Raw genomic sequence first — 23895 nt, forward strand, 5'->3', positions numbered from 1 at the left:
GCCCGCGCAGTCCCCGTGCGCGGCCGTTACGCCACCCCTACTCCACCACCTGGCGCCCCTCGGGCCGCGCGCTGCACGCCCCGCGGAAGGAACAGGCCCCGCACTGCTGCCCGGTGGCGGGGCCGAAGCGCTCGTCCAGCACGCGGCCCGCGGCCGTGGTCAGCAACTCCGCGACCCAGTCGCCCCCTTCGGCGCCGGGCGGCTGCTGCCGCTGCACGGCCGGAAGCGCCTCGCCCCCGTCCCGGCGCGCCGCGCCCTGCCGCAGGTGGACCAGCTCGGCGCCGCCGGGCTCGCCCCACGGGCCCCCCCCGGCGCCGTCGCCGCCCTCGCGCTCGCCGTGACGGACGGCCAGCTGGTAGACGGCGAGCTGCGGATGGCGTTCCACCTCCGCGCCCGTGGGCCGGGTCCGGCCGGTCTTGAAGTCCACGACGTAGGCGCGGCCCTCGGCGTCGCGCTCCACGCGGTCCAGCACGCCGCGGATGCGCACCCGGTGCTCCCCGGCCTCCAGGGTGATGTCGAACGGCGCCTCGCTGGCTACCGGTTCGCGCCCGGCCTCGCGCTGGGCGACGTGCCAGCGCAGGAAGCGCTCCAGCGCGGCGCGCGCCTCGGTGCGCTCGCGCCGGGACTGCCAGGGCGCCTCGAAGGCCAGGGAGTCCCAGACGGTCTCCAGCCGCTCCATCAGCACCGACAGGTCGGCCGGGGTGGTGCCGGAGGCGACCTCGTCGGCGAGGACGTGCAGGACGTTTCCGAAGCCCTGGGCCGTGGTGGCGGGCGGCTCGGCGTGCGCCTCGCGGCCCAGGAACCACTGCAGCGAGCAGGCGTTCGCGAGCTGGCCCAGGGCGCTGCCGCTGAGCGCGACCGGCTCCTCGGGGTCGCGCAGCGGGGCGGGGGAACGCGTGGGTCGGCGCAGGCCCCACCAGCGGTCGGGGTGGGCGGCGGGCACCAGGGCGTGGCCGTCCTCGTCGGTCAGCGCGGCCAGTTCGGCCAGGCGCCGGGCCGCGGCGCGGCGCAGCGCCGGGGAGGCGGCCGGGTCGACGGTGGTGGCGCGCAGCTCGGCGACGAGGGCGGCCGGGGAGAGGGGGCGGCGCGGGCGGCCCGCGATCTCCTGCGGCTCGACGCCGAGTTCGCGCAGGAAACGCGAGGGCTGGTCGCCGTCCTCGGCGCCCCGGACGGCGGTGACGACCAGGCGCTCCTTCGCGCGGGTCACGGCCACGTAGAACAGGCGCCGCTCCTCGGCCAGTAGGGCGGCGGGGGTGAGCGGCTCGGCCAGGCCGTCGCGGCCGATGCGGTCGGCCTCCAGCAGCGAGCCGCGCCGCCGCAGGTCGGGCCACAGGCCCTCCTGCACGCCCGCCACGACGACCAGGGACCACTCCAGGCCCTTGGCGCGGTGGGCGGTCATCAGCCTGACGGCGTCGGGGCGCGCGGCGCGCGCGTGGAGCGTGTCGGCGGCGATGTCGTGCGCCTGGAGCTCGCTGAGGAAGTTGCGCGCGCCCCGGCCGCCGGTGCGCTCCTCGGCGTGGGCGGCGACCTCGAACAGGGCGCAGACGGCGTCCAGGTCGCGGTCGGCGTTGCGCCCGGCGGCGCCCCCGCGCAGGGCGGCGCGCTCCAGCCGCTCGGGCCAGCCGGTGCCGTCCCACAGCAGCCACAGGGCCTCCTCGGCGGTGCCGCCGCCCTCCAGCAGCTCGCGGGCCTTGCGCAGCAGCAGGCCCAGGCGCTGTGCGCCCCGCGCGTACGCCGGGTCGTGCGCGACCAGGCGCTCCGGCTCCGCGAGCGCTCGCGCGATCAGCTCCCCCGAGGGCGGGGGCACGGCGGCCCCGGCCGCGCGCTCCTCGTTGCGCAACGCCCGCCCCAGCCGCCGCAGATCCGCCGCGTCCATCCCCCCCAGCGGCGAGGTCAGCAGCCGCGCGGCGCTCTCGGCGTCGAAGGCGAGCCTGCCGACGCCTGCGGCGTCGGCGGCATCCTCCGGGGCCCGCCCCGGGGGGCCGTTGCGCTGCGCGCCCAGGCCGCCTCCGGCGGGCCCGGGCCCGGCGGCGCGCCGGGTCGCCGGACCGTCCCCGGCTCCGGACGCCTCGTCGGCGAGCCCGCCGCCCCGGACGGCCGCACCGCCGTCCACGCCCTCCGGCGCTCGGGCGTGCGCCGGGTCGGCCGAGCCTGCGGACCCGCCGCTTGCGGCTTGTGCGACGGCCGTCCCCGGGGCCTCCGTCGGCTCCTCCGCCGTGGGCGGCGGCGCCTCGTCCGGGGACGGCTCGCCCGCGATCGCCTGGAGGGCGGCCAGGAGGGGGGCCACGGCCGGCTCCTGGTGGAGAGGGAGGTCCTCGCCGTCCACCTCGACGGGGACGCCAGCGGAGGTCAACGCCCGGCGCACGCCCGGCAGGGAGCGCGCGCCCGCGCGCACCAGGACGGCCATCTCGCCCCAGGGCACGCCGTCCTCCAGGTGCGCCCGGCGCAGCAGGTCCGCGATGTTCTCCAGCTCGGCCCCGGGCGTGGGGTAGGTGAACACCTCGACCCGCCCGCCCTCGCGCTCGGCCGTCAGCGCCCGGTGGCGGCGCACCGCCTCGGCCGGGAGCCGGGCCAGCGGCATCCGCTGCGCCACCTGCCGGGTGGCGGCCAGCAGCGCCGCCCCGCTGCGCCGCCCCGTCGTCAGCACCGCGACCGGCGCGGGCCGCCCGTCGGCGGTGCGGAACGCGTCCGGGAAGCCGAGGATGCCGCCGACGTCCGCGCCGCGGAAGGCGTAGATGGACTGATCCGGGTCGCCGAAGACCATCAGGTCGCGGCCGTTCCCGGCCAGCGCCCGCAGCAGCTCGGCCTGCGCCGGGTCCGTGTCCTGGTACTCGTCGACGAAGACGGCGTCGTAGCGGGCCCGCACCTCCGCGGCGGCCTTCGCGCCGGCCAGCAGCCGCGCGGCGTCGCGCACCAGCCCGGCGTAGTCGAGGACACCCTGCGCCTGGGTGACGTCCAGGTACTCGGCCATGAAGCGGGCCGCGGCCTCCCAGTCGGGCCGCCCGGTGCGGCGGGCGAACGCGGCCAGGCGCTCGGGGTCCAGGCCCAGCTCCCGGCTGCGGGCCAGCACGGCGCGCAGCTCGTCCGCGAAGCCGCGGGTGGTCAGGCAGGCGCGCAATTCCTCGGGCCACGCCGGGGCGGGCAGGCCGGCGCGCTCCAGCTCCCGGTGTCCCGCGAGGAGTTCGCGCAGGTAGAGGTCCTGCTCCGGACCGGTCAGCAGGCGCAGCGGCTCGGCGAACAGCTCGCGGTCCTGGTGTGCGCGCACCAGCGCGTAGGCGAAGGAGTGGAAGGTGCTCGCGGCCGGGGCGGTGCCCTCCAGGCGGGCGGCGAGGCGGTCGCGCAGCTCGACGGCGGCCTTGCGGCTGAACGTCAGCACCAGGACGCGCTCGGGGTCCGTGCCGCCCTCCACCCGGCGCGCGACCGCCTCCACGAGCGTGGCGGTCTTGCCCGTCCCCGGCCCGGCGAGCACCAGCAGCGGGCCGCCCCGGTGGTCAACCACCGCGCGCCGCGCTGCGTCCACCGTGGGGACGCGCGCTTCGCCCAGCGGCGTGCGCACCAGTCGGTACGCTCCGGGGACGGACGGCGGCCGGTCAGTGAACGGGACGGAGTGACTCACGTGGATGGCGCATTCTCGGGGACGTCGGGGGTGCTGCGGATCCCGCGGACGGTGCGGAGGCGGCGGACGCGGGTGCGGCGCGCGCTCCCGACGCTACGCCAGTCGGCTCCCGTGGCGCAGCCCTTCCCCGCCGTCCCCCGCCGGGCCGCCTCCAACGGCGGTGCGGGAAGCCGGTGTCCATGAGCCGGTGCGCTAACGGCCGGACCGCCTCAGCCGCCCGACCAGTCCCAGCGCGCCCGGCGCAGGTCGATGCGGCAAGGCGCATCGGGGCGCGCGCCGTCGCGCAGCGGGGTGCCCTCCGCGCGGTAGTGCTCCAGTGCGCGGTGCTCGTGGCCGGGCAGCGGCCGGCCGTCCGCGCGCACCACGCGCCACCACGGCGCGGCGCCGCCGTACAGGGCCATCACCCGGCCGACCTGCCGCGGGCCGCCCTCCCCGAGCAGGGCGGCGATGTCCCCGTAGGTGACCACGCGCCCCGGGGGCACGCTGTCGGCGGCCTCCAGCACCCGCTCGGCGTAATCCGGGAGCCGGTGCGCGGCGCGCGCCCCGGACGCGTCCGCGGGGTCGGGGGCGCCCTGCGCGCGGGCGTTGCTGCGGGCCATGCGCCCCATCGTGCCGCACCTTTGGCGCGCGGCCCTCGCCGGGAGCCGGGCGGACCGGCGCACCCGCGCCGCCCGCGGCGGCGCACCCCATGCCACTATCGTCCCAGCGCGGGGGGGAGCTGGTCGGCAGTTCCAGCGCGAGGCGAATCCCGAGGAAGCGACCAGTGATACGGGGCGAAGAAGAGCGGGCACAGCGGCCGGACGAGCACGTGCCCGCAGCGGAACGACAGGGGGCCGCCCCGGCGGCGGCCACCCCACCCACCACCGGCCGGCCGGCCCGGCCGGCCGTCTCCCCGGGCAGGGCTCCCGGCCAGGACGGGGCGGATGGCGGCGTGCCCGCCGCGGGCGGAGCGGACGGCGCGCCCCAGCGGGACGGCGCCGTGCGGATCGGCGGGGACGAGCCGATCCTGGCCGCGCGGGTGCACCGGCCGGCCGACCTGCTGCGGGTGCTGCTCGGGCTGCTGGGGATCGGGCTCGTGCTGGGCCTGGCCATCTTCGCCATCGGCACCACCGAGGGCATCGAGCGGGACGTCGACAAGGGTGCGAGCCAGGCGCCGTCCCTGCTGATCGAGTTCGCCGGGTTCCTCTCCGCCGCCGCCGTCCTGGTCGTCCCCGTGGCCTTCGCCATCGAACGGGTGATGAAACGCGACGGGCTGCGCATCGCCGACGGCGTGCTGGCGGCCGTTCTCGCGCACGGCGTCTCGCTGACGTTCAGCCTGTGGGTGGCCCGCCTCTCCCCCGACTCGGTGCAGGACGCCCTCACCCGCCAGGCCCCCAACGGCGGCGGCCTGACCGACCCGGTCCACGGCTACCTCGCGCCCGTCATCGCCTACGCCACCGCCGTCGGCATGACCCACCGCCCGCGCTGGCGGCCCGCGATGTGGGCGGTGCTGGTGCTCGACGCCGTCGCGGTCCTCGTCGCGGGCTACACCACGCCGTTCTCCATCCTCGTCACCGTCCTCATCGGCTGGACCATCGCCTACGCCACGCTGTACGCGGTCGGCTCCCCCAACGTCCGCCCCACCGGCCAGCAGCTCCTGGCCGGCCTGCGCCACCTCGGGTTCCGCCCGGTCTCCGCCCTGCGCGCCGAGGGCCCCGAGGCGGAGGCCGCGGAGCCCGGAGGCGGGGAGGGCACGGAGCGCCGCGAGCGCACCGAGCCCACCCGCCACTACGTCGTCACCCTGGAGTCGGGCCCGCCCCTGGACGTCACCGTCGTGGACCGCGCCCAGCAGGCCCGCGGCTTCTTCTACCGCGCCTGGCGCCGCCTGGCGCTGCGCGGCAGCGTCACCCGCCGCAGCCTGCCCTCGCTGCGCCAGGCGCTGGAGCAGGAGGCCCTGCTGGCGTACGCGGCCATCGCCGCCGGGGCCAACGCCCCCAAGCTGATCGCCACCTCCGAGCTGGGCCCGGACGCGGTGATGCTGGTCTACGAGCACATCGGCGGCCGGAACCTCGACTCCCTGCCCGAGGACGAGATCACCGACGAGCTGATGCGCGCCGCCTGGGGCCAGGTCGGCGCGCTCCAGTCCCGCCGCATCGCCCACCGCCGGCTGGACGGGCGCTCCCTGCTGGTGGACCGGGAGGGCCGGGTCTACCTCACCGACCTGCGCAGCGGCGAGATCGCCGCCGGGGACCTGCTGCTGCGGATGGACGTGGCGCAGCTCCTGACGACGTTCGGCCTGCGGGCCGGCGCCGAGCGGGCCGTTGCCTGCGCCGTCGCCGTGCTGGGGCCCGACGCCGTGGCCGACAGCCTGCCGCTGCTCCAGCCCATCGCGCTCAGCCGCCCCACGCGCGCGGCGCTGCGCCTGCGCTCCCGGGAGCGCGCCGGGCGCGAGCGGCAGGCGGTCCTCGACGCCAGCCGCGCCTACCGCGAGGCCCGCGGCAGCCTGCCGGAGAACGCCGACCGGCGCGCGGTGCGGGCGTTCAAGCAGGCGGAGAAGCAGGCCATGGAGGAGGCGCTGGACGACGCGCGCGAGCCCGACCTGCTGGCGCTGATCCGCCAGCAGGTGCTGCTGATCCGGCCGCAGGCGGCGATAGAGCCCGCCCGGATCGAGCGCATCCGCCCGCGCACCCTGGTCACCGTCGTGGCGGCGGCCTTCGCCGCGTACCTGCTGGTCAGCCAGTTGATCAACCCCGAGTTCCAGCGGGTGTGGGACGACGCGAACTGGGGCTGGGTGCTGGTGGCCGCCGGGTTCTCGGCGCTGACCTACTTCGCCGCCGCGATCAGCCTGCTCGGCTTCGTCCCCGAGAAGGTCGGCTACCTGCGCACGGTGGCCGCCCAGGTCGCCGGGTCCTTCGTCAAGCTGGTCGCCCCCGCGGCCATCGGCGGCGCCGCGCTGAACGCCCGCTACCTGCAACGCCAGGGGCTGCGGCCGGGCCACGCGGTGGCCAGCGTCGGGGCCTCCCAGCTGTTCGGGCTGGCCGCGCACATCGCGCTGCTCCTGACGTTCGGCTACCTGACCGGGACCGAGCAGGCCCCCTCCATCTCCCCGTCGAGGACGGTGATCGCGGGGCTGCTGACTGCGGCCGTCGCGGTGCTGATCGTCACCGCCGTGCCGGTGCTGCGCAAGAACCTCTCCGAGCGGGTGCGCAGCCTCTTCGCCGGGGTGGTGCCGCGGATGCTGGACGTGGTGCAACGGCCGCGGAAGCTGGTCGCGGGCATCGGCGGGATGCTGCTGATGACCATGGGCTTCGTGCTGTGCCTGGACTCCTCGCTGCGGGCCTTCGGGGCGCCGGACCTGAGCCTGGCCGCCGTCGCGGTGGTGTTCCTGGCGGGCAACGCCGTCGGATCGGCCGTCCCGACCCCCGGCGGCCTGGGCGCGATCGAGCTGGCCCTGAGCACCGCGCTGATCACGCTGCACGGGGTGCCGTCCAACACGGCGCTGGGCGCGGTGCTGCTCTTCCGCCTGCTGACCTTCTGGCTGCCGGTGCTGCCCGGGTGGCTGGCGTTCACCCAGCTCACGCGCAGGGGGCACCTGTAGGGGCGGGCGTTGCCGCGGGCATTGCCGCAGACGTTGGAGGGGGCGCATTCGCGGGGGGTTGACGCCGCATCGCCTTGCGTCTGCGAGCCGGGGCCGCCTAAGGTCCCGCACATGCGCTCCTACTCCATCGGCCGGGCGGCCCGGCTGCTCGGCGTCAGCCCCGACACCGTGCGGCGCTGGGCCGATGCCGGACGGCTGCCCACGCGCCGGGACGAGGCGGGCAAGCGGCTGATCGCGGGCGAGGACCTGGCCGCGTTCGCCGGCGCCCTGGCCGCCGAGGCCGCCGCCGCGGGCCCGGAGCGGGGCGTGCCCTACACCAGCGCGCGGAACGCGTTCCCCGGCATCATCACGGCCGTCACCCTCGGGGACGTCGCGGCGCAGGTGGAGATCCAGGCCGGGCCGCACCGGCTGGTCTCCCTGCTGACCCGGGAGGCCGTGGAGGAACTCGGCCTCGCCGTCGGCATGGAGGCCGTCGCCCGCGTCAAGGCCACCAGCGTGCACATCGACAGGACGTGACCCCCGTGCCCCTCGCCCCGCGCACCCGTCTCCTTCCGCACCTCCTGCTCGCCCCGGCCCTCGCCGCCGCCCTGGCCCTGGCCGCCGCCTGCTCCTCCGGCGGGGAGGACGGGAACGCCGGCGGCGGGGGGACCACCCTCACCGTGCTCGCCGCCGCCTCCCTCACCGACGTCTTCGAGGAGGCGGGCGCGGCCTACGAGGACGCGCACCCGGGCGTCGCCGTCCGCTTCTCCTTCGCCGGCTCCCAGGAGCTGGCGACGCAGGTCACCCAGGGCGTTCCCGCCGACGTGCTCGTCACGGCGGACACGGACACGATGGAGGGCGTGTCCGGGGAGACCGGCGAGCCCACCGTCATCGCCCGCAACGAGCTGACCATCGTCACCCCGCCCGACGACCCGGGCGGGGTGGCCGGCCTGGCGGACCTCGCCGACGCGGACCTGCGCCTGGTGCTGGCCGCGCCCGAGGTGCCGGCGGGGCGGTACGCACGGCAGATCCTGGACGCGCAGGGGATCGCCGCCGCGCCGGACTCGGAGGAGCCCAACGTCCGGGCCGTGCTCAGCCGGGTCAGGCTGGGCGAGGCGGACGCCGGGCTGGTCTACGTCACCGACGCGGCGGGGGCGGGCGGGGACGTGCGCACCGTGCCCGTCCCGGCGGAGCAGAACGTCGTCGCGGCCTACCCGGCGGCGGCCCTGGACGCCTCGGAACACCCGCAGGAGGCCGGGGAGTTCGTGGCCTGGCTGGCCTCGGAGCCCGCGCGGGAGCTGCTGTCGGGCGCGGGCTTCCTGCTGCCGTGACGGCCGTGCGCCCCCGCCCTCCGCGGCGACGGCCCCGCTCAGGGCCCCGCCGCCCGCCCCTGACCCTGGCGGCCCCCGCCGCACTGGCCGCGGCCTTCCTCGCCCTCCCGCTGGCCGGGGTCCTGGCCGACGCGCCCTGGTCGGGGCTGGCGGGCCGCCTGACCTCCCCCGCCGTGGTCACCGCTTTGGGCCTCTCGCTCCAGGTCTCGGCCTGGGCGCTGCTGTTCTCGCTGCTGCTGGGCGTTCCGCTGGCCTGGCTGCTGGCGAGGGCCGAGTTCCGGGGCCGTACCCTGCTGCGGTGCCTGGTGCTGCTGCCGATGGTGCTGCCCCCGACCGTGGCGGGCGTGGCGCTGCTCCAGGGGCTCGGGCGGCGGGGGCTGCTGGGCGGGCCGCTGGACGCGCTCGGCGTCACGCTGCCCTTCTCCACGGCCGGGGCGGTGGTGGCCGCGACCTTCGTGGCGATGCCCTTCCTGGTGATCAGCCTGGAGGGGGCGCTGAGCGGCCTCGACCCGCACTTCGAGGAGGCGGCGGCCACGATGGGCGCGGGCCCGCTGACCACGCTGCGGCTGGTCACGCTGCCGATGACCGGGCCGTCCCTGGCGGCGGGGGCGGCGCTGTGCTGGGCGCGGGCGCTGGGCGAGTTCGGGGCGACGCTCACCTTCGCGGGCAACCTGCCCGGCACCACGCAGACCCTGCCCCTCCACGTCTACCTGCTCCTCCAGGAGGACCCGGCCGGCGCCACGGCCGTCTCCCTGCTGCTGCTGGCCGTTGCCGCCGCCGTGCTGATCGCGCTGCGCGGGCGCTGGCTCGCGCCGGGGCGCACGTCACCCGGCTGACGCAGCCCGCGTGCGCCGCCCGGGGCACCCGCCCACGATGAGGCTTATCGGCCCATTCGGAGCAACGAGCCGGAGCAACGAGCCGCAGCAACGACGGGAGCCCGCGCCATGCCCCAGAACCCCCGCCGCGCGGCGCGCTCCGCGACCGGCGCCACGCCCGCCCCGGCCGTTCTCGCCGTCTTCCTCGCGGGCGCGCTCGCCGCCGGCTGCGCGGGCCCGGCCGCCCCCGGCCCCGCCGCGAGCCGGGTCGCGGCGCCGCGCTCCGATCCCGCCGACACCGGGGAGCTGCCCGAGGCGCTCACCGGCCAGGAGCCGGACTGGGAGGAGTGCGAGGCCCCCGACCCCGCTCAGGGCGACGACGCCATGTCCCCCAGCCCGCTGCCCGAGGGCTCCGCCTGGCAGTGCGCCACCCTGCGCGCCCCCCTGGACTACCGCGACCCGGGCGGGGAAACGATCGACCTGGCCCTGATCCGCTCCCGGACCCAGGCCCGCGCAGACCGCCGCATCGGCTCCCTGGTCTTCAACTTCGGCGGCCCCGGCGGCTCGGGCGTGGCCACGCTGCCCGCCTTCGGGGAGGACTACGCGGGGCTGCACGAGCGGTACGACCTGGTCAGCTTCGACCCGCGCGGGGTCGGGGACAGCGAGGGGGTCTCCTGCCTGGACGGGCCGGGGCTCGACGCGTTCTTCGCCTCCGACCCGGTGCCGGACAACGACCGCCAGCGGCGCGAACTCGACGAGCGGCTGCGGGAGTTCACGGAGGGCTGCGAGGAGTCCGCCGGGCCGCTGCTCCCGCACCTGACCACCGCCAACACCGCCCGGGACCTCGACCTCCTCCGGCACGTACTGGGCGACCGGAAGCTGCACTACTTCGGGATCTCCTACGGCACCGAACTCGGCGCCGTCTACGCCCACCTCTTCCCGCGCCGCGTCGGGCGGGCAGCGTTCGACGCCGTCGTGGACCCCACCGGGGACGGCGAGGAGGGGGCGATCGGCCAGGCCAAGGGCTTCCAGCTCGCCCTGGAGACCTACCTGGAGCACTGTGCCGAGGCCGGGGACTGCCCGCTGGGCGAGGACCCCGAGGAGGCCGAGGACCGCCTCACCCGCTTCCTCGCCCGCCTCGAACGCGACCCGCTGCGCACCCAGGACCCCGACGGGCGCCGCCTGACGTACGCGCTGGCCTGGGCCGGGATCGCCCAGTCCCTGTACTCCGAGGAGTTCTGGCCCTATCTCTCCCAGGGCCTGGACGACGCGCTGGCCGACGAGGACCCGGACGGCACCGTACTGCTGGCCCTCGGGGACTCGATGAACGGCCGCAACCCCGACGGCACCTACTCCACCCTCCAGTCCTCCCTCACCGCCATCGGCTGCGCCGACTCCCGCGACCGCTACACCGCCGAGGACGTGCGCGGGCTGCTGCCCGAGTTCGAGGACGCCTCGCCCGTGTTCGGCCCGCCGATGGCCTGGTCGCTGATGAGCTGCGCGCACTGGCCCGCCCGCGGCACCCGCTCCCGGCCCGAGGTCTCCGCCCGCGGCGCGGCCCCCATCCTGCTGATCGGCACCACCGGCGACCCGGCCACCCCCTACGCGGGCACCGAGCACATGCAGGAGGCCCTCGGCGGCCCGGAGGTCGCCGTCCGCCTCACCTACGAGGGTGAGGGCCACGGGGCGTACAACGCGGGAAACGACTGCGTCCGGGAGGCCGTCGACGCCTACCTCCTGCGCGGGCGGGTGCCGGAGGACGACACCCGCTGCGGCGGCTGAGCGGCCGGGGCGTCACGGGGCTCCCGCGGGTCCCGGGGCCTGCCCGGGGCCGCTGTCAGTGGCCCCGGCTAGCCTCGGAGGAAACCACGAGGGGGGCGAAGGGGGTCTGAAGGGAGCGAGGGGGGACACCGCGTCCGGCGCCGTCCACGCGCACCCGCCGCACCCGCCGCACCCACCGCGCACCTGCCGACGGGCCCGCCCCGGCCGGGAGGTACGTTCGCCCTCCGGAGTGACGCACAGAGACGGACGAACGATGAGCACACTCACCCCAGCGCGCGCCCGCCGCACGCCGCCGCGGAGCCGCCGGGTCCTGGCCGCCGTCGCGGGCGCGCTGGCCCTGCTGGCGGTCACCGCCTGCTCGGGCGACGACGAACGGCCGCGGGAGCGGGGCCCGGGCGTCGAGTCGCGCCCGGCCGAGGACTCCTACCCCGGGCTGTCCGAGGAGCTGGCCGGGCAGCGGCTGCGCTGGGGCCCGTGCGAGGCGCCCACCCCCCTTCAGGGAGAGGGCACCGCGCCGGGCGAGGAGTGGCAGTGCTCCACGCTGACCGTCCCGCTGGACTGGGATCAGCCGGACGGCGGAACGATCGACCTGGCGCTGATACGCAGCCGGACCACCGCCTCGGCCGAGGACCGCGTCGGCTCCCTGGTCTTCAACTTCGGCGGCCCGGGCGGCTCCGGCGTGCTGTCCCTGCCGCAGTTCGGCACCGAGTACCAGGAGCTGCGCGAGGGCGGCTTCGACCTGGTGAGCTTCGACCCGCGCGGCGTGGGCGACAGCGCCCCGGTGACCTGCCTGGACGACGCCACGACCGACGCCGAGGCCCAGGAGCCGGGCGGCCCGCCGGAGAACGCCGCCGAGGAGCGGGAGTTCACGCGGGAGAACGAGGAGTACTACGCCGCCTGCGAGGCCAACGCCGGCGAGCTGCTGCCCCACGTCACCACGGCCAACACCGCCCGCGACATGGACCTGCTGCGCCACGCCCTGGGCGACGACCGGCTGCACTACTTCGGCATCTCCTACGGCACCCAGCTCGGCGGCGTCTACGCCCACCTCTTCCCCGAGCGGGTCGGCCGCACCGTGCTCGACGCCGTCGTGGACCCGACCCCCGACCGGCTCGCGCAGACCCGCCTCGACCTGGAGGGCTTCCAGCTCGCCCTCGACCACTACCTCCAGCACTGCGTGGAGTTCGAACGCCAGGACTGCCCGATCGGCTCCGACGCCGAGGCCGGGAACGGCCTGCTGGCCGACCTGGTCGAGCAGCTGGAGGAGACTCCCGCGCCCACCTCCGACCCGAACGGCCGCCGGCTGACCGCGGACCTGGCGATGACCGGCATCATCGCCAGCCTCTACTCCGAGGAGAGCTGGGAGTACCTGACCCAGGGGCTCCAGGAGCTGTTCTGGACCTCCACGGGCGACACCCTCCTGCTGCTGGCCGACTTCTACAACGGCCGCGACGCCCAGGGCCGTTACAGCAACCAGAACGCCGCGCTGACCGCCATACGCTGCGCGGACGACCCCTCGGGGATGTCCATAGCCGAGCTGCGGGAGTACCGCGAGGAGTTCATGGAGACCTCGCCCCTCTTCGGCGAGTGGATGGTCTGGGGGCTGAGCGGCTGCGAGGGCTGGCCCGTCCCCGCCGATCAGACCGAACGCCCGCGGTACGCCGCCGAGGACGCCGCCGAACCGATCCTGCTGGTCGCCAACACCGGCGACCCGGCTACGCCCTACGCCGGCGCCGGCCGGATGCAGGAGGCCATGGGCGGCCCGGAGGTGGCGCCCCTGCTGACCTACCACGGCGAGGGCCACAGCGCGTACACCACGGGCGACACCTGCGTGGTCAACACCGTCAACGCCCACTTGCTGGAAGGCACCGTCCCGCAGGACGGACACACCTGCGGCGAGTGACCGCGGGGACCGGCCCCCGGGCTTCTGCCGTCAGTAGACGGGCTTCTCGGGCTCGATCTGGTTGACCCAGCCGATGACGCCGCCGCCGACGTGGACGGCGTCCGCGAAGCCGGCGTTCTTCAGCACCGCGAGCACTTCCGCGGAGCGGACGCCCGTCTTGCAGTGCAGGACGATCCGGCGGTCCTGCGGCAGCCCGCTGAGCGCGTCCCCCATCAGGAACTCGTTCTTCGGGATCAGCCGCGCGCCGGGGATGGAGACGATCTCGTACTCGTTCGGCTCCCGGACGTCGATGATGTCGATCTTCTCGTCGCCGTCGATCCACTCCTTGAGCTGCGCCGGAGTGATCGTGGAGTCCTTGGCCGCCGCCTGCGCCTCGTCCGAGACGACGCCGCAGAACGCCTCGTAGTCGATCAGCTCGGTGACGGTCGGGTTCTCGCCGCAGACCGCGCAGTCGGGGTCCTTGCGGACCTTGACCTGGCGGTAGGTCATCTCCAGGGCGTCGTAGATCATCAGCCGCCCGACCAGCGGGTCGCCGGTGCCGGTGAGGACCTTGATGGCCTCGGTCACCTGGATCGAGCCGATCGAGGCGCACAGCACGCCGAGCACGCCGCCCTCGGCGCAGGAGGGGACCATGCCGGGCGGCGGCGGCTCCGGGTAGAGGCAGCGGTAGCAGGGGCCGTGCTCGGACCAGAAGACGGAGGCCTGGCCGTCGAAGCGGTAGATGGAGCCCCAGACGTACGGCTTGTTCAGCAGCACGCACGCGTCGTTGACCAGGTAGCGGGTCGCGAAGTTGTCGGTCCCGTCCACGATCAGGTCGTACTGGGCGAACATCTCCAGCACGTTGGAGGAGTCCAGGCGCTCCTCGTGGATGTTCACCTGGACGTAGGGGTTGATGCCCTCCACCGTCTCCTTGGCCGACAGCGCCTTCGGCTTCCCGATGTCCGCCTGGCTGTGGATGATCTGGCGCTGGAGATTGGACTCGTCCACCACGTCGAACTCGACGATCCCCAGCGTGCCCACCCCGGCCGCGGCGAGGTACATCAGCGCGGGCGACCCCAGGCCGCCCGCGCCCACACAGAGCACCTTGGCGTTCTTCAGCCGCTTCTGCCCGTCCATCCCGACGTCCGGGATGATCAGGTGGCGCGAGTACCTGCGAACCTCGTCGACGGTGAGCTCGGGGGCCGGCTCGACCAGCGGTGGCAGCGACACGGTGACTCCGTAGGGTCGGGGTGGGTCAGTCGTTCCGGCTTCAACACTGCCACGGCCCTCCCCATTCCGAGACTCCCCTTCCACAGTCCGGGCAGCCACAGTCCGGGCAGCCGGGGGCCGGCCGGCCCCGCGGCGACGGCCCCGCTACGCGGCGCGCGGTCTCACATCCGGCAGGCCGCCTCCATCCAGATGTCGGCCAGCGACTCCTCCAGGCCGATCCGGGCCCGCCAGCCCAGCCGGTCCCGGGCGGTGCGCACGTCCGCCTGCTGCCAGGGCCCGCACCCGTCCGGATAGGGAACGGCCGGGGCGGCAGCCGCGGGGCCCTCCCCGCCGTGCCGGGGCGGCGGGGGCGCGTCCAGCTCGTGGAGCGTCCCGGCGAAGCCGGAGATCCGGGCGAGCGCGGCGGCGGCGTCGCGCAGCCGTACGGCGTGGCCGGTGCCGATGTTCACCACCCCCTGGGCGGCCGAGAGCGTGGCCGCGTGGACGGCCCGCGCGATGTCCCGCACGTCCACGAAGTCCCGCTGCACGCCCAGGCCGCCGAGCTTCAGCTCGCTGTCCCCGTGCTGCATGGCCCTCCGCAGCGAGTCGGCCAGGCGGCCCAGGGGCGAGCCGGCGGGGGTGGCCGGGCCGGTGGGCGAGAAGATCCGCAGGACGATGGCGTCCAGGCCCGAGCCCAGGACCAGCTCCGTGGCGGCCAGCTTGCTGACTCCGTAGGGGCCGCCGGGCCGGGCGACGGCGTCCTCGGCGATGGAGGAGCCGTTCGGCGAGGGGCCGTACTCGGCCGCGCACCCCAGGTGCACCAGGCGGGCCCGGCAGCCGCTGCGGCGCAGCGATTCGCACAGCGTGGCGGTGGCCACGGTGTTGTGCCGGGCCAGCTCGGAGGCGGTGCCGCGGATCGCCCCGGCGCAGTTGACGACGACGCCCGGGTGCACGGCGTCCAGGAAGCGGGTCAGAGCCCCGGGGCTGCCGGTGGAGAGGTCGAAGCGGACGTCGGCGTCGTCGCCGCGGCCGAGCGCGGTGAGCTGGACGGCGGGATCGGCGAGCAGCCGGTCGGCCACGAACCGGCCCAGGTAGCCGCCGGCGCCCAGAAGCAGCACTCTCATCGGTTTCTCTTGCTCCTTGCGTTGCGTGTGCGTGTGTCGGGTTGGTCGGGGGGCCTCGGGGCCGTGCGGGGCGGCGTGCGGTGGAGCGGCGCGCCCTAGGGCCCGCCTCGGGGCGCGTGGTGCGCGGCGGCGCGGGGCAGGGCGCGGGCGGCGTGCGCCAGCAGCGCCAGGGCCGCGCCGCCGCAGGCCAGGGCGGGAACGGCCGCCGTGCCCTGCGCGGCCAGCAGCCGCAGCAGCGGGCCCGCCGCCTCGGCGGTGCCGGGCAGCGGCAGCCACGCGGCGGCGGCCAGTGCGAGGGCCAGCAGCTCGACGGCCCCGGCCGAGGCCAGCCCCGCGGCGGCGGCCCGGCCCTGGCCATGGGCGGCCAGCAGCACGGTGAGGCCGAGCAGCAGCCCGGCCGCGGTGACCGAGGCGACCCCGGCGGCGCTCGCGGACAGGCCCCCGGCGGCGGCCTGCACGGCGAGCAGCCAGGCCAGGAACGCCAGCAGCGCGGCGGCCAGCAGCCCGCGGGTCCGGGCCGTGAACTCCGCGACGCCGCGGCTGGCCGCGAGCAGCCCCGCGGCCCGGCGCGCGAACCACCCGCCGCACCAGACGGCGGGCGCCGCCGCGAACCCCAGGGTCAGGGCCACGGCCGCGGGCCCTGGCGCCCCGGCCGCGGCGCCCGGCGCCAGCGCGGCCAGGGCCGCGTCCCCGCCCAGGGCGAACCCCAGCGGCGGCAGCGCCCACAGGGCCGCGGGCCCCGGCGGCCTGCGGCGGAAGAGGACCACCCGCGCGGCGCCGATCGCCGCCGCGCCCAGCACGGCGGCCAGCGCCGGGCGTTGGCCCCCCGCGGCCAGCGCGGCGGCGCACAGCGTTCCGGGCAGCAGCGGCGCCAGGTGCCGCAGGGGGCGGCGGCGCGGCGCGGGCGCGGCGGGCTGCGGGGCCTCGGCGGGCGCGGCGGCGCGGGCGTACAGCTCCTCGGCCAGCGAGAAGAGGTCCCGGTGGCGGAACCGGGCGGCGGCCCGGTCGGTCAGCCCGCTGGCCTCAAGCCCCGCGGCGATCTCCAGCGGATCGACGGCCCCGGCGCACAGCGCCCGGTGATCCGCCAGCAGCTCCCGCACCGGGTCGGCGGACCCCCTCACGTCCCCTCCCCCCACGCCAGGCTCGCGGCCACGCCCCCGCCCGCGCGAGACCCGCCCGGCAGGCCCACGCTCCGCAGGCCCGCGCGCGAACCGGCACCCGCGGCCTCCGGGCCCGGGGCGCGCGCGGCGGATATGGGCGGGTGCGGCAGCGGCGTCCCGGGGTCCGGCGGGCCGGAGGCCGCGGGGGCGAGCTCGCGGTAGATCGCGTCGAAGGCGGCGATGCTGCGCTCCACCGTGAAGAGGTCGAGCGCCCTGGCGCGCGCCGCCGCGCCCAGCGCGGCGCGGCGCGCCGGGTCGCGCAGCAGCGCGAGGCAGGCCGCCGCGAGCGCGGCCGGATCCTCCGGCGGGACCAGCACGCCGGTGTCGCCCAGCGCCTCGGGCACCGCGCCCGCCTCCGCTGCGACCACGGCCCGCCCGGCGACCATGGCCTCGATCAGCGGCACCGGGAAGCCCTCGGCGGCCCCGGCGAGCACGGCCACCGCGCCCGCGGCCCAGGCCTCGGCCGGCGTGGGCACCGCGGCGCTGCCGACCTCGGTGAAGACCACCGGGCCGACCCCGGCGCCCCGCGCGGGGCCGCCGGGGCTCCCGGGGAACAGCCGCGCGGCCAGATCCCGGCAGTGCGCGAGGTACGACTCGTCCGCCCGGCCGCGGGCCGGCGCGCCCACGATCCACAGCCGCGCGCACGGCTCGGCCTCCCGCACCGCGCGGAAGGCGTGCAGCAGCCCGGTCAGCCGCGCCTCGGGCCCCGGGCGCCCGGCCCAGACCAGCGCGGGCCCGGCCGGACCCGGCGCGGGGGCGGGGAACGGCCGCGCGTCGGCGCCGGGGTAGACGGTCCGCAGCCGCGCGGGGTCGGCCCCGCACCGCTCCTGCCAGCGCCGGGCCAGGCCGTCGCCCGGCGTGATCAGCGCGGCCCTGGCGTACGCCTCCCGCGCCAGGCGGACCTGGAACGCCGCGAGCAGCGCCCGCACGGGCGCCCCGGCGGCCGAGGGCGCGAGGGACAGATAGTGCTCCCGCAGCCGCACCCGGTACTCGGTGATCAGCAGGGGCGTTCCGAAGAAGCGCCGGGCCAGCAGCCCGGGCAGGGCGGCCGGCCCGCCGCCCACGGCGTGGCACAGGTCTACCCCGGCCAGCCCGTCGCGTCCGTACCAGGCCAGGGAGAGCGGGCGCAGCGCGCGTTCGAGGCGCTCGGCCACGGCGAGCAGGTCCGCGACCTGGGCGGCGTGCACGGCCCGGGGCGCCCCGGGGCTGCGGCAGGCGGCCTGGAGGATGCGGACGGCCTGTTCGGAGTAGAGCCAGGTGGAGAGGCCGCCGTGCCGGGCCGCCGACTCGGCCAGCCCGTACAGGCCGTTGGCGAAACGGTCCGCCTGAGGTCCGTCCCTGTCCTCTCCCAGCGGCTGGTACCCGGGGCACAGCGCGGCCGTCAGCTCGGTGAAGCACTCCGCGAACCGGCGGGCCAGGCGCCGCCCGACGCGCCCGGCGGGCGGCGGCCCCCACAGCGGGGCGGTGCGCACGCGGCGGACGTTGGGCGGCTGCGGGCGGCGGGGGCCGAGCACCTGGCGGCGGCTGCGGCTGAGGGCGCAGACGTGGAAGTCGTGCCCTGCCAGGCCGCGCAGCAGCCGGTCGCTCCAGGCCACCGACTCGCCCTGTGCATACGGGTATCCACCCTCGGTAAGCAATGCGACGCGCACCGGCGCACCCCCAGCCTCTCCCCGGTCCCCGGTCCCTGTCTGGCTCATGTCGGGAAGACGGTATGTCTACATGTGGCTGGTGCGACGGACGGTTGTCCGTCGCACCATCAAAAGGGGTGAATTATCGTGACCCTGCCCCGGGGCGTGTCGTTAGGACACGGCCGCCGGGGCGGGGAAGGGCCGGGACAACGGCCGGAGGCGGGCCCGGGGAAAGGCCCGTCCGAGACCCGGCGGAGGCTCAGTTCTCCGGGTGCGGCCAGGGGTTGGGCGTGCAGGTCAGGCCCTCGGTCTCCAGGAACTTCGTCTGCTGCATCATCACCGGCGCCGGCTCCCCCTCGCCGGGGCAGAGCACGTGGTTGTACCCCAGGCGGTGGCCCACCTCGTGATTGACCAGCATCTGGCGGTACCCGGCGATGTCCTCGCCGTAGGTCTCGGCTCCCCGCGACCAGCGCCAGGCGTTGATCATCACCCGCTCGGTGCTCGCGGAGTCGCAGGAGACGTTGTCCTCGGTGGTGTCCAGCCCGGAGAGGGCGCACCACTCGGCGGTGGTGCCGGGGCTGGCCAGGGTGATGACGAAGTCGTAGTCCCCGCCGGAGACCCGGGCGAAGCCGCGCTCGCCGCCGTTGCCCCAGCCGCGTTCGTCGTTGAGCGTGCGGTGCACCATCTCGGCGAAGAACTCGCCGTCCAGGCCCAGACCCGACTCCACGTCCACCCGGTAGCGGTAGACGGTGGCCGCGTCCGGGTCGGAGGCCGGGTCGCTGCCGCCCACGGGGACCAGCTCCCCGGAGCCGGTGGCCTCGGGGTCCATCCGGAACATCGTGTGCAGCAGCTCGTCGTAGGCCGGGGCGGCGCCCGGCTCGGCGTTCGTCCCGCCCGGGCCGCCCTGGAGCGTGTCGGGCGCCGGCGTGCCCCCCTGGTCGGCTCCCCTGCCGCCGGCCGGCTCCTCCTGCCCGGGCCGCTGCCCGTCGGCCACGGCCGCCGCGCCGGGCTCCGGGCCGGCCAGCCGCAGCGCGGCGAAGACGCCGAGCGCCGTCAGCGCCGAGGCCGCGGCGATCCCGGTGATCATCCTGGTCCCGCGGCGGGACCTTCCGGGGCTATGCACGGGCGCCGCCCACCGGCGCTGCTTCGGCTTCGCGTGCCGGCCGCGGCGCGGCGCCGTCCCCGCGGAGTGCGCAAGGCGCTCCGCGGGGTCGGGACTTCGCTGCTGCGGGACGTGCGGCACGGCACGCCCGGCGAGGGCGTCCGCGCCGCCGGGGCCGTCGGGCCCCTCGGAGGCATCAAGGGCATGGGGATACTCCTGGTGCGGCGCCGGGGTCTGACGGTGATCCATCGGCGTCCTCAACCGCCCGGCGCCGCGGCGGCGAGGAACTCGCGGAACGCGCCCGCCACCTCGTCCGGGTATTCCATCATCGCGACGTGCCCAGCCTCGGGAAGCACGACGAGACGGGAGGAGGCGAACGCCCGAGCGGCCCGCTGCGCCATGCGGAACGACACCAGCCGGTCGCGTACCCCGTACACCAGGAGCGTGGGGGCCAGCACCCGTTCGGCCTGCCGCCACAGGGAGTGCTGGCCGCCGAGGGTGTAGGCGTTGACGATGCCGCGGGCGGTCCTGCTCAGCGACTCCCAGAAGTAGGGGAGGGTCTGGCGCCGCTCCAGCTCCGCCTCGGCGGCCGAGAACTCCTCCGGCGTGATCCGCGCCGGGTCCCCGTAGCACAGCCGCAGCACGGAGCGGGCGCGCTGGCCGGCGGGCAGGTCCCGCGTCCAGCGGCCCAGCAGCCGGCCCATGCCCGGCATGCCGAGCAGGCCGGTCGGGAGGGCGGAGCGCTGCGGCGGCAGCTCGGGCATGGCCGGGGAGATCAGGGTGAGGCTGCGCACCAGGTCGGGGCGCAGGGCGGCGACCCGGGTTGCCGCGGCGCCGCCGAGGGAGTTCCCGAAGAGGTGCACCGGGCCGCGCCCGCTGGTCTCCAGGCAGCGGATGACCGCCCGGGCGTGCCCGTAGACGGAGTAGTCGCCGCTGTCCGGGGGCGGGGAGGCGCCGAAGCCGGGCAGGTCCACGGCCTCGCACTCGACGTCGGCGGAAAGCAGCTCCATCAGCGCCGACCAGTTGCGCGAGGAGCCGCCGAGGCCGTGCACGAAGAGGGCGGGCTCCAGGTCGTCCAGGGCCGCGGCGCGGCGCCGGATCGCCAGGGACAGGCCGGGCAGGGCCACGGTCCGCAGGGTCTCGCCGTCCCGCACCCCGGGCCAGCCCTCGGCAGCGGCAAGAGCCGCGTTGGCCCGCTGCTGTTCGGTGGTCGGCATGGGCGCCATAGTACGAGCCCCGCTCCGCGGCTCCTACGCGTGCTTCCGCGCCACCTCCCGTTTCCTTCCCCTTTCTCCTGCCTTCCGCCGGGAATTGTGCGGCGGATGAGCCCTCCGGCCGGGGCGGGCGGGCCCCGGGAAGCGCCCCCGCCGAGCTCCCCGCCGCGCCCGGCGTGCGCCCGGGGCAGCGGCTCGCGGACCCGCCCCCGCCCGCCTAGGGTGGAAATGTCCCGCCGCCGGGCATGCGCGGCCCGGGACCGAGCAGAAGAGCGGGAGCGACGTCCGCCGCCGGACCCGGTACGGACGGATCACCAGAACCAGCAGACGAGCGGAGAGGTGGCGGCCGTGTCCCAGGACCCCAGGGAGCCGGAGACCCTCGAGGAATTCCTCGCGGAGGAACGCGAGGAGGCCGAGCTGTTCGAGCCCGGCCTGGCCGACGAGTCCCCCGAGGCGGACACCGCGGAGCAGCGCGCGGCCCTGCTGCCGCTCCCCGACGCCCCTCCCCCGGCGCTGCCCCCCGAGGAGGCCGATCCCGCGGACGCCGCCGAGCAGGCCCGGATCGTCGACCCGGGCGAAGACGAGTACCGCTGAACGGTCCCGGCTGTCCGCAGAGTGAAATCCTGGCCGCACAGTACTCCCCGCGCAGCTACTCGAACGTAGGATGACGGGCGGGCGTACTACCAGCACGCGTGGATCGCACCGACCCACACCACCGGGAGGCGGCGTGACAGCCACTGAGCAGACCGAGGCACGGCCGCGCGGCACGCGCCTGCCGCGCCGGGCCCGGCGCAACCAGCTCCTGGGGGCGGCACAGGAGGTGTTCGTCGCCCAGGGCTACCACGCGGCGGCGATGGACGACATCGCCGACCGCGCCGGGGTGAGCAAGCCGGTGCTCTACCAGCACTTCCCCGGCAAGCTGGAGCTGTACCTGGCCCTGCTCGACCAGCACTGCGAGGCCCTGGTCAACGCCGTGCGCCAGGCCCTGGCCTCGACGCACGACAACAAACTGCGCGTGGCCGCCACCATGGACGCCTACTTCGGGTACGTCGAGCACGAGGGCGGCGCCTTCCGCCTGGTCTTCGAGTCCGACCTGACGAACGAGCCCTCCGTGCGCGAGCGCGTGGACCAGGTCTCCCTGGACTGCGCCAAGCTGGTCAGCCAGGTGATCGCCGAGGACACCGACCTGCCCGACGACGAGTCGATGCTGCTGGCCGTCAGCCTGTGCGGGATGGCGCAGATCACCGCCCGGCACTGGCTCAGCTCCGGCCAGAAGATCCCCCGGGACACCGCCCGCAACCTCACCGCCTCCCTCGCCTGGCGCGGCATCGCCGGGTTCCCGATGCAGCACTGAGGGCCACGCCCCGGCCCGGGGAACGCCCCCGGGCTGTTCGCTGTGGGCGTGGCCGCCCGCGACCAGGCCGCGCGAGCGGCGCGGCTAACCTGTGCTGGTACGGCGCGGATCACCGCGCACGTCAGGGAGCAGCGGAGGAACAAGCCGTGGAGATCAAGATCGGCGTCCAGCACACGCCGCGCGAGATCGTTCTGGAGAGCGGGCAGTCTGCCGAGGAGGTCGAGGGCGCCGTCGCCACCGCGCTGTCCGGGGACGGGAAGCTGCTCACGCTGGTCGACGAGCAGGGCCGCAAGATCCTCGTGCCCGCCGACCGGGTGGCGTACGTGGAGATCGGCACGCCCACGCCCCGCCGGGTGGGCTTCGGCGCGCTCTGACTCCCGCTGACCACGCCGCGGCGGCCGGGTCCCCCGGCCGCCGTTCAACGTCCGGGTGCCCGCCGGGGAGCGGTGCGCAGCCCGGCGCGGGACCGGGACCGCGAGGGGAGGAAGGGCGGTGTCCGCCACCGCGGGGAGCCGTGCCCGGCGCGACGGGCCGCTGCTGGCCGTCGCGGTCGCGGGCATCTCGCTGTCGGGGCCGCTGATCGCGGCCACCGCCGCCCCGGCCCTCGCCATCGCCTTCTGGCGCAACGCCCTGGGCGTGGCCGCTTTGGCCCCGGCCGCCGCGCTGCGCCCCCGGCTGCGGGCCGAGGCGGCCTCCGTGCGCGGCAGGGCCCTGCTGCTGAGCCTGGCCTCGGGGGCGGCGCTGGCCGCGCACTTCGCGCTGTGGCTGCCCAGCCTGAGCCTGACCTCGGTGGCCTCCTCGGTCGCGCTGGTCACCACCACCCCGCTGTGGACGGCGGTGCTGCTGCGGCTGACCGGCCGGCGGCCACCCGCGGCGGTCTGGGCGGGCTCCCTGCTGGCCTTCGCCGGGGTGCTCGCGCTGACCGGCGTGGACCTGGCCGCCTCCCCCCGGGCCCTGGCCGGGGACGCGCTGGCCCTGGCCGGCGGGATCACCTCGGCCGTGTACGTCCTGCTCGGCGCCGAGGTGCGGCGCACCACGAGCACCACCGCGTACACGCTGTGGTGCTACGGAACGGCCGCGGCGCTGCTGCTGGCCGCCTGCCTGGCGGCAGGCGTTTCCCTGGGGCTGGGCGGCGGGGCCGGGGGCTATCCGGCGGAGACCTGGCTGCGGCTGCTGGCCCTGACCGCCGCCTCCCAGCTCCTGGGGCACTCGCTGCTCAACCGCGTGGTGCGCGGCCTGGGCCCGTCCGTCACCTCCACGGCGCTGCTGCTGGAGACGCCGGGCGCCGCGCTGGTCGCCGCGGCGTGGCTGGGGCAGGCGCCGCCGGCCGCGGCATGGCCCGCGCTGGCGCTGATCCTCCTGGGCCTGGCGCTGGTCGTCCGGGCCGAACGCGCCCCCGGCGCGCCCCCTTCCGCGCCCCCGGGCGCGGCCGACGCGCCCCTTCCCCGGCCCCGACGACCGGGACGACCACGACGACCGGAACGACCCGAGCGAGGCGAGACCACGAGATGACCGGCGGCACCGAGGTGACGAAGCTGGTGGAACGGCGGCTGGCCGAGGCGTTCGGCGAGCCCGGCGCGCGCGCGGCGGTGACGTTCCTCGGCACCGACCGGATCGAGGTGCTCCGCTTCCTCGACCCCGGCCAGGGCCTGGTCAGGTACGCCACGCTCGGCATGTCCGCCGCGCCCATGGCCGACCCCGCGGCGCTGCTGGCCGACCCCGAGCGCGGGCCGCGCGCCGAGCTGCTGCTGACGCTGCGCGGCGGCCGGGCCGCCACCGACGGCGTGCTGCGGGCGCTGGCCGTCTTCGCCGCCACCCCGCAGGTGGAGGGCCTGGTGGTCGCGGCGGGCGGCTCGCTCGACCTCGGGGAGCCGCTGTGGCCCGGGGCGCCGTTCACCTCCGTGCTGGTCGGCGAGGGCGGCGGCCTGGTGCCCGACCTGGACCTGGAGGAGCCGCGCGAGCCCGTGCGCTTCCTGCCGCTGCTGCCGATGACGCCGAACGAGGCCGCCTGGAAGCGGGTGCACGGCGCGGAGGCCCTGCAGGAGCGCTGGCTGACCGGCGGCACCGACCTGCGCGACCCGCTGCGCTCCGGGGTGGCGCTGGGCGCCTGAGCCCGCCCGGG

Annotated in this window: 19 protein-coding genes; 11 read left to right on the top strand and 8 right to left on the bottom strand. The window is 76.9% G+C overall.

Going from position 1 to position 23895, the window contains the following annotated elements; translation table 11 throughout:
• Window positions 1–37: 37 nt before the first annotated feature.
• Together RM780_RS11935 and RM780_RS11940 are read right to left on the bottom strand one after the other, a co-directional pair.
• A complete protein-coding gene (locus RM780_RS11935) occupies window positions 38–3556 on the bottom strand; it encodes a UvrD-helicase domain-containing protein (protein ID WP_311630624.1) in 3519 nt (1172 codons plus the stop codon).
• A 269-nt stretch (window positions 3557–3825) separates the two neighbouring features.
• Window positions 3826–4215 (bottom strand): MGMT family protein, encoded by a 390-nt coding sequence (locus tag RM780_RS11940; RefSeq protein ID WP_394812940.1) that lies wholly within the window; start codon window positions 4213–4215, stop codon window positions 3826–3828.
• An 89-nt stretch (window positions 4216–4304) separates the two neighbouring features.
• Between RM780_RS11940 and RM780_RS11945 the strand changes: the two genes are divergently transcribed.
• The 6 genes from RM780_RS11945 (at window position 4305) to RM780_RS11970 (ending at window position 13003) form a co-directional block, all read left to right on the top strand.
• Entirely contained in the window at window positions 4305–7193 is a 2889-nt protein-coding gene (locus tag RM780_RS11945; RefSeq protein ID WP_311630627.1) for a lysylphosphatidylglycerol synthase transmembrane domain-containing protein, read from the top strand.
• A gap of 111 nt (window positions 7194–7304) precedes the next feature.
• Window positions 7305–7709: a TOBE domain-containing protein gene (locus RM780_RS11950; RefSeq protein WP_311630628.1), complete on the top strand. Its 405-nt coding sequence runs from the start codon at window positions 7305–7307 to the stop codon at window positions 7707–7709.
• Window positions 7710–7714: 5 nt separating this feature from the next.
• Window positions 7715–8503, top strand: a complete 789-nt coding sequence (gene modA / locus RM780_RS11955; RefSeq protein ID WP_311630711.1) for a molybdate ABC transporter substrate-binding protein — start codon at window positions 7715–7717, stop codon at window positions 8501–8503.
• Between the two features lie 5 nt (window positions 8504–8508).
• Complete coding sequence (locus tag RM780_RS11960) at window positions 8509–9339, top strand: ABC transporter permease (protein ID WP_394812941.1); 831 nt, start codon at window positions 8509–8511, stop codon at window positions 9337–9339.
• Window positions 9340–9447: 108 nt separating this feature from the next.
• The gene (locus tag RM780_RS11965) at window positions 9448–11100 is read left to right on the top strand and encodes an alpha/beta hydrolase (protein ID WP_311630629.1); all 1653 of its coding nucleotides are present in this window, start codon (window positions 9448–9450) and stop codon (window positions 11098–11100) included.
• A gap of 253 nt (window positions 11101–11353) precedes the next feature.
• Window positions 11354–13003, top strand: a complete 1650-nt coding sequence (locus RM780_RS11970; RefSeq protein WP_311630630.1) for an alpha/beta hydrolase — start codon at window positions 11354–11356, stop codon at window positions 13001–13003.
• A 30-nt stretch (window positions 13004–13033) separates the two neighbouring features.
• Here the strand turns inward: RM780_RS11970 and moeZ are convergent, their stop codons facing one another.
• The 6 genes from moeZ to RM780_RS12000 form a co-directional block, all read right to left on the bottom strand.
• Window positions 13034–14212 carry an adenylyltransferase/sulfurtransferase MoeZ gene (gene moeZ, locus RM780_RS11975; RefSeq protein ID WP_311630631.1) on the bottom strand — a complete coding sequence of 393 codons (1179 nt, stop codon included), beginning with the start codon at window positions 14210–14212 and terminating at the stop codon, window positions 13034–13036.
• 161 nt (window positions 14213–14373) lie between these two features.
• Window positions 14374–15315 carry an NAD-dependent epimerase/dehydratase family protein gene (locus tag RM780_RS11980; protein ID WP_311630632.1) on the bottom strand — a complete coding sequence of 314 codons (942 nt, stop codon included), beginning with the start codon at window positions 15313–15315 and terminating at the stop codon, window positions 14374–14376.
• Window positions 15316–15410: 95 nt separating this feature from the next.
• A complete protein-coding gene (locus RM780_RS11985; protein WP_311630633.1) occupies window positions 15411–16436 on the bottom strand; it encodes a hypothetical protein in 1026 nt (341 codons plus the stop codon).
• On the bottom strand, window positions 16433–18172 hold the full coding sequence (locus RM780_RS11990; RefSeq protein WP_311630634.1) for a DUF3492 domain-containing protein: 1740 nt from the start codon (window positions 18170–18172) through the stop codon (window positions 16433–16435). Before RM780_RS11990 ends, RM780_RS11985 begins: the two co-directional genes overlap by 4 nt.
• A gap of 190 nt (window positions 18173–18362) precedes the next feature.
• Entirely contained in the window at window positions 18363–19190 is an 828-nt protein-coding gene (locus RM780_RS11995) for a DUF3152 domain-containing protein (RefSeq protein WP_311630635.1), read from the bottom strand.
• A 272-nt stretch (window positions 19191–19462) separates the two neighbouring features.
• Window positions 19463–20422, bottom strand: a complete 960-nt coding sequence (locus RM780_RS12000; RefSeq protein WP_311630636.1) for an alpha/beta fold hydrolase — start codon at window positions 20420–20422, stop codon at window positions 19463–19465.
• Between the two features lie 345 nt (window positions 20423–20767).
• On the opposite strand from RM780_RS12000, the gene RM780_RS12005 reads away from it, so the two are divergent.
• The 5 genes from RM780_RS12005 (at window position 20768) to RM780_RS12025 (ending at window position 23884) form a co-directional block, all read left to right on the top strand.
• On the top strand, window positions 20768–21013 hold the full coding sequence (locus RM780_RS12005; RefSeq protein ID WP_311630637.1) for a hypothetical protein: 246 nt from the start codon (window positions 20768–20770) through the stop codon (window positions 21011–21013).
• 133 nt (window positions 21014–21146) lie between these two features.
• Entirely contained in the window at window positions 21147–21773 is a 627-nt protein-coding gene (locus RM780_RS12010; RefSeq protein WP_311630638.1) for a TetR/AcrR family transcriptional regulator, read from the top strand.
• Window positions 21774–21919: 146 nt separating this feature from the next.
• The gene (locus RM780_RS12015) at window positions 21920–22147 is read left to right on the top strand and encodes a DUF3107 domain-containing protein (RefSeq protein WP_311630639.1); all 228 of its coding nucleotides are present in this window, start codon (window positions 21920–21922) and stop codon (window positions 22145–22147) included.
• A gap of 118 nt (window positions 22148–22265) precedes the next feature.
• Window positions 22266–23285, top strand: coding sequence for an EamA family transporter (locus RM780_RS12020; protein ID WP_311630640.1), 1020 nt, complete (start codon window positions 22266–22268; stop codon window positions 23283–23285).
• On the top strand, window positions 23282–23884 hold the full coding sequence (locus RM780_RS12025; RefSeq protein WP_311630641.1) for a suppressor of fused domain protein: 603 nt from the start codon (window positions 23282–23284) through the stop codon (window positions 23882–23884). The genes RM780_RS12020 and RM780_RS12025 overlap by 4 nt, the downstream gene beginning before the upstream one ends.
• Window positions 23885–23895: the final 11 nt, after the last annotated feature.

The organism is Streptomyces boetiae (genome assembly GCF_031845405.1).
Taxonomy (GTDB): Bacteria; Actinomycetota; Actinomycetes; order Streptomycetales; family Streptomycetaceae; genus Streptomyces; species Streptomyces boetiae.

Coding starts and splice junctions, on each gene's coding strand:
- RM780_RS11945 (WP_311630627.1), top strand. CDS start 4,305: ATGCCACTATCGTCCCAGCGCGGGGGGGAGCTGGTCGGCAGTTCCAGC.
- RM780_RS11965 (WP_311630629.1), top strand. CDS start 9,448: ATGCCCCAGAACCCCCGCCGCGCGGCGCGCTCCGCGACCGGCGCCACG.
- RM780_RS11990 (WP_311630634.1), bottom strand. CDS start 18,172: ATGAGCCAGACAGGGACCGGGGACCGGGGAGAGGCTGGGGGTGCGCCG.
- RM780_RS11980 (WP_311630632.1), bottom strand. CDS start 15,315: ATGAGAGTGCTGCTTCTGGGCGCCGGCGGCTACCTGGGCCGGTTCGTG.
- RM780_RS11970 (WP_311630630.1), top strand. CDS start 11,354: ATGAGCACACTCACCCCAGCGCGCGCCCGCCGCACGCCGCCGCGGAGC.
- RM780_RS11950 (WP_311630628.1), top strand. CDS start 7,305: ATGCGCTCCTACTCCATCGGCCGGGCGGCCCGGCTGCTCGGCGTCAGC.
- RM780_RS11940 (WP_394812940.1), bottom strand. CDS start 4,215: ATGGCCCGCAGCAACGCCCGCGCGCAGGGCGCCCCCGACCCCGCGGAC.
- RM780_RS12025 (WP_311630641.1), top strand. CDS start 23,282: ATGACCGGCGGCACCGAGGTGACGAAGCTGGTGGAACGGCGGCTGGCC.
- RM780_RS12000 (WP_311630636.1), bottom strand. CDS start 20,422: ATGCCGACCACCGAACAGCAGCGGGCCAACGCGGCTCTTGCCGCTGCC.
- RM780_RS11995 (WP_311630635.1), bottom strand. CDS start 19,190: ATGATCACCGGGATCGCCGCGGCCTCGGCGCTGACGGCGCTCGGCGTC.